We start from the raw sequence: 8,363 nt of genomic DNA on the forward strand, positions 1-8,363 counted from the left end.
ATCAGCGTTCCCCCGTCACGCGCTTGCGGATCACGTTGTTGAAGATCACGGCGAGCAGCAGCATCCCGCCCAGGAAGACCTGGAACCAGTCCTGATCGATCGAGGTGTAGGTCAGGCCGATCACGACCATGCCGAAGATGATCGAACCGAAGAAGGCGCCGATCGCCGAGCCGTAGCCGCCGGTCAGCAGCGAGCCCCCGATCACCGCGGCGATGATCGCCTCGAATTCTTTCTGGAAGCCGCGACGCGCATCGGTGGAGCCCGCGTCGATCACGGTCATGATGGCGACGAGCGCGGCGCAGCAGGCGGTCACGATGAAGAGCGTCGTCTTCACCCGGTTGACCGGCACGCCCGAATTGGAGGCCGCGTTCTTGTCGCCGCCGGCAGCGAAGATCCAGTTGCCGGCAGGGGTGCGCAGCAGGATCCAGGTGGCAAACAGCGCGATACCGATGAACCACAGGATCTCGACCGGCACGCCCGGCACTTTCGGCGCGCCCGACTTGAACGTGTCGATCCAGCCCCACTCGGCGAGCTTCGCGAAGAGACCCGTGAACGCATCGCCCGAGAAGAACGGCGCCAGCCAGTCATCGCTCACCGCTTCGCGGACGCCACGCAGCTGGGTCGACCCGCCGGTGAGATATTTCAGACCGACCAGCGACAGGCCACGCAAGATGAAGAGGAACGCCAGCGTCACGATGAATGAGGGCAGGCCCGTGCGGATCACCAGCTGCCCGTTCACCACCCCCATCAACCCCGCAAAAATCAGAGTGCCGGGAATGGCCACGATCAGCGGCAGGCCGAGATTGACGACGAGCGCACCGAAGATCATCCCCGCGAAGGCGACCATCGAGCCGATCGAGAGGTCGAACTCGCCCCCGATCATCAACAGCGACGCGCCGATGGCGAGAATGCCGAGCTGCGCGGCGGGCGTCAGGAAGTTCATGATCCCGGACAGGGTGAACATCGAGCCATTCGCGGTGAAGAGAAAGAAGATCGTCACGAGAATGAGCCCGGCGATCGCGCCCAGCTCAGGCCGCTTCATCAAGCGCGCGAGGAATGACTCCTGACGAACGCGCTCGTCGGTGACCGTGGTGTCGGCTGGCATTTTGCCCTCCCTGAAAATGCTGGTCGATGGCGCGGCGGACCGAGCACGGCCCGTGCAGGCGCCAGTGGGATGCGCGCGCGTTTGCAGGGTCGGCGCGCGCATCGCCTGGTTCATGTCATCCGATGTGGATCAGCGGATGCCCTTGGCCGACAGGTCGACCACCTGGGCGGCCTTGTCCTTGGTGATCAGGTTCGGACCCGAAGAGACGTTCGAGGCGGGGATCAGGCCGTATTTCGCATTGAGTGCGAGGAACGAGACCGGGAGGTAGCCCTGCAGATACTGCTGCTGGTCGATCGCGAAGGCCGCGTCACCATCTTCCACCGCCTTCAGGAAGCCAGGCGACATGTCGAAGCTCGCCACCTTGATCTGGCCGCCGCCCTTGCCGAGCGCTTTCACAGCCGCCACCGAGGGTTCACCCGCAGTCGCCGCACCGAGCGCCATTACCGTGTCGACATCGGGATCGGAATCCAGCGCAGCACGCACCTTGGCCTCGATATCGGTCGGGTCGTTGGTGGTCGGCAGAACGGTCGACTCGCCGAAGCCTTCCGCGAAGCCTTTGCAGCGCAGGTCGAGCGAGACGTTACCGACTTCCTGGTTGACGCAGATCGCCTTTGTGCCGCCCATTTCCTTGAGCTTCTCACCCGCGCGCTTGCCCGCGTCTTCCTCGTCCTGACCGACATGCAGCAGAGCGCCGAGCGACTTCGACACATCCGAACCCGAGTTCATCGAGATCACCGGAATACCCGCTTCGACCGCGCGCTTGATGGACGGGCCGAGCGCGTCCGCATCGGGGATCGAGACGACGAGCCCGTCGGGCTCCTGGTTCACGGCGGCGTCGATCAGCTGGCTCATAGCGACCATGTCGAAGGTCTCGGGCGAGCGGTATTCGACGTTCACGCCGGTATCCTTCGCCGCCTGCTCGACGCCGTTCTTCACGACCGACCAGAACGGGTCATTGGCCTGCCCGTGCGAAACCACGACGATATCCGTCGCGAAAGCCGGCGCAGCGAAGGCGACCGTGGTGGCCGCGACTGCAGCACGCAGAAACTGTTTCATGTAATCCTCCCAGACTCTCTTGTTTGTCACCGCACGACGCCCCTCCATGTCGCGTTCGATGCGGCCTGACCGATCCCTTCGGCCTTTGAACCACAGGCGCCTCCTCGCGCCTGCGATTTCCGTCCGTTCCGAGGCAGAGCCTCAGAACGTCGCCAGATCGACGGCCTCCCCCGTCTTGGCGGATTTCGTTGCGGCCTCGGCCATCGCGAGTGCGGCCACGCCGTCCTCGAGCGTCACCGGCATCGGGCGACCTTCCGCCAGAGCAGTGACGAACACGTCCCATTCCGCGGCATAGGCGGGCATGTAACGTTCGAGGAAGAAATAGGTGGGCTTGGCCGAAGAGACGCCGGCCACGGTCGACTTCGAGACCGTGTTCTCCAGCATGTTCGCCGCGCTCAGCAGCCCTTCCGAACCCAGAACCTCGACCCGCTGATCATAGCCGTAGACGGCCCTGCGCGAGTTCTTGATGACTGCGATGCGTCCGTCGGCATAGGTCAGCGTGACGACGGCCGTATCCACGTCGCCCGCCTCCCCGATCGCCGGGTCGACGATGGAGGAGCCGACCGCGCGAACGCTGACCGGCGCGCTATCCATGATGAAATTCGCCATGTCGAAATCATGGATCATCATGTCGCGGAAAAGCCCGCCCGAAACCTTGATGTAGGAAACCGGCGGCGGCGCCGGATCGAAGGAGGTGACCGAGAGCAGCTCAGGCTTGCCGATCTCACCGGCCTTCAGGGCTGCGCGCAGCGCGCCGAAATTCGGATCGAAGCGCCGGTTGAACCCGATCATCACCGGCCGGCCGGTTTTCGACACGGCTTCGAGGCAGGCTTTCGCCCGCTCCAGCGACAGATCGACGGGTTTTTCGCACAGCACTGCCTTGCCCGCCGCGGTCGCCTTCTCGATCAGGTCCGAATGGGTGTCGGTCGAGCTGGCAATGAGCACCGCGTTGATGTCCGGATTGGCGATGATCTCCTCGGAACCTGCCGCTTTCGCATCGTATTTCGCGGCGAGCGCCTGCGCCGCCTCCGCGTTCACATCCGAGACCGCGACGAGCGTGCTGCCCGGATGTCCGGCAATATTTACCGCATGCACCTGACCGATACGGCCGGCGCCCAGCAACCCGACTTTCAACATGCATTCCTCCCAGAACCGATCCGATTCGACCGATGACTGGCGCTAACATCATCCGTTTTGCACGCGCGTGCAAGAATTTTTTGCACGCGCGTGCAAACGGGACTCCGCTGCCGCTCTTTTCTGTGTGTATGCTGGCAAGAAAGCTGATAGGTCAGCTTTTGAGGAGATCCCGATGAGCGACGTGCGCAGACCGAATTTCGAAAACAACATCACCGCCGATGATGTCGCCGAAGCTGCCGGTGTCTCGCGCTGGACGGTCAACCGGGCCTTCAAGAAAGACGCGTCGATTTCGCCCAAGACCCGGACCAAGGTGATGGAAGCGGCGAGCAAGCTCGGCTACGTGCCCGACCTGCGCGCAGCCGCATTGGCCTCGGATCGGTCGAACCTCGTCGCGCTGCTGGTCGATGACTTCGCCAACCCGCATAAACTGGTGATGATGGAGCGGCTGACGCGCATCCTGCGCAAGCATGGCTGGGATACGCTTCTGGTGAACACGCTCGACCGCGACGATGCGGGCCATGCGATCCTCAACGCCAGCCAGCGCCGCGTCGATGCCGCGATCCTGATCGGGATTCAGTTCGACGATGAGGTTCTCGAGACCGCTCTGCACGCCCGACGATTCCACAAGCTGATTATCTTCGCGCGCACCTCGCGCCATCCCGACACGATCTCGATCGCGGTGGACGACGCTGCCGCGATGCAGGAGATCGCCGCCTATGTTGCGGAACAGGGCTATCGCCGCCCGCTCTTCCTCGCGGGTCCGCGCACCTACTCCGCGCATCTGCTGCGCAAGGAAACCTTCCTTGGCTGCTGGGAGCGGCGTTTCGGGACCATCCCCGAATTCGCTGAAGTGCCCGCCTATGACCCGATCCTCGCCGAGCAGGTCGTGACCCGGATTCTCACCGATCGCCCGCGCGACGAAATGCCCGACATCCTCGTCTGCGAGAACGACGCGCTCGCCATCGGCGCGATCGACGTGATCCGGCACAAGCTCGGCCTGCGCATTCCCGAGGATATCGCGGTGACGGGCTTCGACGACGTGCCGCAATGCCAGAGCCCGAATTACGCATTGACCACCTATCGCCAGCCCCTGACGGAGATGGCCGAATATCTGGTCGAAGTGCTCGAAAGCAGCGAAGACCGTGACTTCGACCGCGCGTTCAAGGGCAAGCTCGTCCCCCGCGCAAGCGCCTGACGCCAGAGGGCAAGCGCATCGGTCGACGGGGATAGAGGGCTGATCATTCGCGGTGCGACGCACGCATGTCGGCTCAGCGCCCGATCAATGCCGGTTCCTGCATGAGAGAGACACCGAAGCGTGCGCGGACCGTCTCTCGGGCGTGATCGGCAAGCGCGATGACGTTCTCAACCGTCGCACCGCCGAGGTTCACGAGGATCAGCGCGTGCGCTTCAGAGAATCCGGCACCGCCCCTGTGGCCCCCCTTCAGACCGCAGAGATCGAGAAGCCTCGCCGCCGAGAGCTTCACGCCGCCCGGCACCGGATGCCCCGGGACGTCCGCCAAGCGTCGTGCGGTCGCGACCGAGACGATCGGGTTGTGAAAGAACGACCCGACATTGCCGATGTCCCTCCAGTCCGGGATCTTCGCCGCGCGTTGGGCCAGAACGGCTTTCATGATCCTGTCCGGGCTGAGCGGGCCGGGCAGGCCGGCCAGACCAGCATAACCGAGATTCGGCTGCCAATCTGTGGGCAGCCGAAGCGTGACCCCGGTGACGAGCTCAACGCCCGGCCGTTCCTTGAAACGGCTGTGCCGATAGGCGAAGCCGCAGTCGCGCGCCGAAAGACGTCGAGCGGTCCATGTCTTCGTGTCGATAATATCGACGCTCTCGACGAAGTCTTTCAGCTCCACTCCATAGGCGCCGATGTTCTGGACTGGCGCCGCGCCGACAGTGCCCGGTATCCCGGCAAGGTTCTCGAGGCCGCCGATACCCTGCTCCACCGTCCAGCGCACCAGGGCATCCGAGTTCTCACCCGCCTTTGCCGTGACGCGCACACCATCGGAAGCACGCGTCACGCTGCGACCAAGCAATCCGTTGATCCCGACCACGCCGTCGATCTCTTCGGCCAGGACGCAGTTGCTCCCGCCGCCCAGAAGGTGAAACGGCAGGCCGAGACGCCCGGCATATTGCGCGGCGGCGATGATCTCGGCTTCTGTGTGCAGCACCCCGCCGAACCGGGCCTGCGACCGCAAGCCCAGCGTGTTGCGGCGGCCCAAGTCGAACGCTGCCTTCAGCGGTGTCGGCGACTGCGTGACGGGGGGCGTCCACGCACCGGGCCTGCCAGCGCGCGCAACGTCGGTCCGCCGCTCCGCGCTCATGTCACGGCGTCGCGGATGACATAGGTGCAGCGGCGACCGCCCTCGACGATATGTTCAACCCGCTCGACCGAGACATCCTCGCCCAAAACAGCCTTGAACACCGCCTGTTCGGCCCGACAAAAGCCCTGACAGAAAGTCGCCGCGGCGCAGATCGGACAATGGTTCTCGACAAGGAGAAGGGTACCGTCCGCATCACGCTCGGCAGATGCCATGTAGCCTTCGGCGTTGCGCAGCTCGGCCAGCTTCTCGACCCGTGCAGCCAGATCGCCACAGCCCGTCATTTCCGCCTCGTAGAGCGCCTGCGTCGTCGCCTCTCGGGCCTCGATGATGCGCTCAAGCGCCTCCTCCCCCAGAACACCGGAAATGCTGCGCAGAATTTCCACGGTCAGCGCAGCATGCGTGTCCGGAAACCGAGCCTGCCCCTTTTCGCTCAGATGCCAAAAAACCGCAGGTCGCCCACGCCCGGAGGCGCGACGTTCATCTGCGACCAGCCCGTCCTCGGCGAGTTTCAGCAGTTGCTGCCGCGCGGCCTCGCCGGTGATGCCGAGGCGGGTCCCGACCTGCGCCGAGGTCAGCGCCCCGTGCATCTTCAACGCCATCAGGATGCGCTCGGAGGCGGAGCGCGGCGACCAGCCTGAATTTTCCATCGCGTATTTTTCCAAGCTACCGCTTGACATATTCGCCTCAATATTTTTCAAAGCCCTTACTTGATTTATTAACCCGCCGCAGGCTGCGGCGCAACCACCCCCGCAGGAGACCTGACATGGCTTTCGAACTTCCCGCACTGAACTTTTCCCATTCCGCGCTGGCTGACCGCGGCATGAGCCAGGAAACGCTCGAACTACACCACGACAAGCACCATCAGGCCTATGTGACGGCGCTCAACGGCTTCGTCGAGAAGACCGCCGACTTTCAGGGCAAGACTCTGGAGGAGATCGTCGTCGCCACTTACGGCGATCCCGCACGCGAAGGCATCTTCAACCAGGCGGGACAGCACTGGAACCACATCCATTTCTGGAACGCCCTTTCGCCGCAGGGTGGCGGCATCCCCGGCGCACTCGAGTCGCGACTGATCGCCGATTTCGGTTCTGTCGACGATTTCAAAGCGGCGTTCAAGGCCGCAGCAACCGGGCAGTTCGGTTCGGGCTGGGCCTGGTTGATCCAGAAGCCGGACGGAAGCCTTAGCGTGACCAAGACGCCCAACGGTGTGAACCCGCTCGCCACCGGCGAGGGCACAGCCCTGCTGGGCCTCGATGTCTGGGAACACAGCTACTACGTCGACTTCCGCAACCGTCGGCCGGACTACGTGACGAACTTCCTCGACAATCTCGCGAATTACGAGTTCGCGGCGTCGAACCTCACCTGATGCACCGAACGCCGTGCGCGTTATCTGCGCACGGCCTCTTCCAAGCTCATGAGCCCCTTCCCATGACATACGTCGTCACCGAAAACTGCATCGCCTGCAAATACATGGATTGCGTCGAGGTCTGCCCGGTCGATTGCTTCTATGAGGGCGAAAATACCCTCGTGATCCACCCCGATGAATGCATCGACTGCGGCGTCTGCGAACCCGAGTGCCCCGCCGACGCGATCCGCCCCGACACCGATCCTGACGGCGAAGGCTGGGTCGACTTCAACCGTAAATATGCAGAGGTCTGGCCTGTCATCGTCGCGATGGGCACCCCGCCCGCGAATGCCGACGAGATGGATGGCGTGCCGAACAAGCTGCAAACACATTTCTCGCCCGAGCCGGGACAAAAGGACAGTCATGAGCACTGAACTCTCACAGGCTTCCGATGCGATGATCGACGCCGGGCTGAACACGCAAGCTGCGTTCCGCGAGGCGATGTCTGCGCTGGCCGCAACCGTTTGCGTTGTGAGCGCCGCGCGGGGCAGCGACCGCGTAGGGCGCACCGTCACCGCAGCGCTCTCGCTGGCGGTCGATCCGCCGTCGCTGCTGGTCTCCATCGACTCCGGCGCCCGCCTGACATCGCTGATCCGCGCGCAGGGCGGGTTTTCCTTCGCCATGTTACAGGCGGACCAACAGGCCGTCGCCAATGCCTTTGCCGGCAAGGTCGCGCCGGAGACACGGTTCGAGCACGGCGCATGGGACACCTGGCCCTCCGGCCACCCGCGCCTGCGCGGTGCCGTAGCCGCGATGGACTGCGCCCTCGTCGGAGAGATCGAGACGACCGATCACGTGCTTTTCGTCGGACGCCCGCGGAAGATCGACCTCTCCGCAAACGCCAAGCCACTGGTCTGGCACGGACGTCAGTTCAATACCGTCAACCCGCTGTAACGGTTTCGACAGCCCCGAGGTCAGGGCGGATTACGCCCGTTGGGGCTATCGCGCCTCGTTCCGCTACATCACCGGCGTGCCGGAATGGTTCGCGGCGCACAAGCCTTCCGATACACTCGCCGGTTCAAGGCCTACCTAGCAACGCAACCAGTCGACATCCGAACAGGGATCGATGGGCTTGTTAACTCCGTTTCGGGGAATTTTGATCTCGACCCTTTCTCAGGGGGCTTCGTCGTGTTCCGCTTGAAGGAACGGGACAAGATCAAGATCAGCTTCGACATTGCTTCCACGGTGTTTATCGCAACGCAAGAAGCCTCGCGGTTAGCGAGGCTAAGCGTTTGATATGGTTCGTAAGATTTGGTTGCGGGAGTAGGATTTGAACCTACGACCTTCAGGTTATGAGCCTGACGAGCTACCGGGCTGCTCCATCCCG

9 protein-coding genes are annotated in these 8,363 nt (G+C 63.6%); 4 read left to right on the forward strand and 5 right to left on the reverse strand.

Annotated features, from left to right (window positions below):
* Position 1 precedes the first annotated feature (1 nt).
* The 3 genes from BMI88_RS14205 to iolG all read right to left on the reverse strand — a co-directional run bounded on the left by BMI88_RS14205 (position 2) and on the right by iolG (position 3,298).
* On the reverse strand, positions 2-1,105 hold the full coding sequence (locus BMI88_RS14205) for an ABC transporter permease (protein ID WP_078549657.1): 1,104 nt from the start codon (positions 1,103-1,105) through the stop codon (positions 2-4).
* A gap of 129 nt (positions 1,106-1,234) precedes the next feature.
* Positions 1,235-2,161: a sugar ABC transporter substrate-binding protein gene (locus BMI88_RS14210; RefSeq protein WP_078549659.1), complete on the reverse strand. Its 927-nt coding sequence runs from the start codon at positions 2,159-2,161 to the stop codon at positions 1,235-1,237.
* A 141-nt stretch (positions 2,162-2,302) separates the two neighbouring features.
* Positions 2,303-3,298, reverse strand: a complete 996-nt coding sequence (iolG, locus tag BMI88_RS14215; protein ID WP_078549661.1) for an inositol 2-dehydrogenase — start codon at positions 3,296-3,298, stop codon at positions 2,303-2,305.
* A 172-nt stretch (positions 3,299-3,470) separates the two neighbouring features.
* On the opposite strand from iolG, the gene BMI88_RS14220 reads away from it, so the two are divergent.
* Positions 3,471-4,493: a LacI family DNA-binding transcriptional regulator gene (locus BMI88_RS14220; RefSeq protein WP_078549663.1), complete on the forward strand. Its 1,023-nt coding sequence runs from the start codon at positions 3,471-3,473 to the stop codon at positions 4,491-4,493.
* 73 nt (positions 4,494-4,566) lie between these two features.
* Here BMI88_RS14220 and murB read toward each other — a convergent pair whose 3' ends face one another.
* Both murB and BMI88_RS14230 read right to left on the reverse strand, forming a co-directional pair.
* On the reverse strand, positions 4,567-5,631 hold the full coding sequence (gene murB, locus BMI88_RS14225; RefSeq protein WP_078549665.1) for a UDP-N-acetylmuramate dehydrogenase: 1,065 nt from the start codon (positions 5,629-5,631) through the stop codon (positions 4,567-4,569).
* Positions 5,628-6,308: a metalloregulator ArsR/SmtB family transcription factor gene (locus BMI88_RS14230; RefSeq protein ID WP_246831887.1), complete on the reverse strand. Its 681-nt coding sequence runs from the start codon at positions 6,306-6,308 to the stop codon at positions 5,628-5,630. The genes murB and BMI88_RS14230 overlap by 4 nt, the downstream gene beginning before the upstream one ends.
* Positions 6,309-6,394: 86 nt before the next feature.
* Here BMI88_RS14230 and BMI88_RS14235 point away from each other — a divergent pair, with 86 nt between their 5' ends.
* From BMI88_RS14235 to BMI88_RS14245, 3 genes are all read left to right on the forward strand, one after another.
* The gene (locus BMI88_RS14235) at positions 6,395-6,997 is read left to right on the forward strand and encodes a superoxide dismutase (RefSeq protein WP_078549669.1); all 603 of its coding nucleotides are present in this window, start codon (positions 6,395-6,397) and stop codon (positions 6,995-6,997) included.
* A 62-nt stretch (positions 6,998-7,059) separates the two neighbouring features.
* Positions 7,060-7,410, forward strand: coding sequence for a ferredoxin FdxA (gene fdxA / locus BMI88_RS14240; RefSeq protein WP_078549671.1), 351 nt, complete (start codon positions 7,060-7,062; stop codon positions 7,408-7,410).
* Positions 7,400-7,930 carry a flavin reductase family protein gene (locus tag BMI88_RS14245; protein ID WP_168173990.1) on the forward strand — a complete coding sequence of 177 codons (531 nt, stop codon included), beginning with the start codon at positions 7,400-7,402 and terminating at the stop codon, positions 7,928-7,930. Before fdxA ends, BMI88_RS14245 begins: the two co-directional genes overlap by 11 nt.
* Positions 7,931-8,363: the final 433 nt, after the last annotated feature.

The organism is Thioclava sp. F36-6, from assembly GCF_002020305.1.
Taxonomy (GTDB): Bacteria; Pseudomonadota; Alphaproteobacteria; order Rhodobacterales; family Rhodobacteraceae; genus Thioclava; species Thioclava sediminum.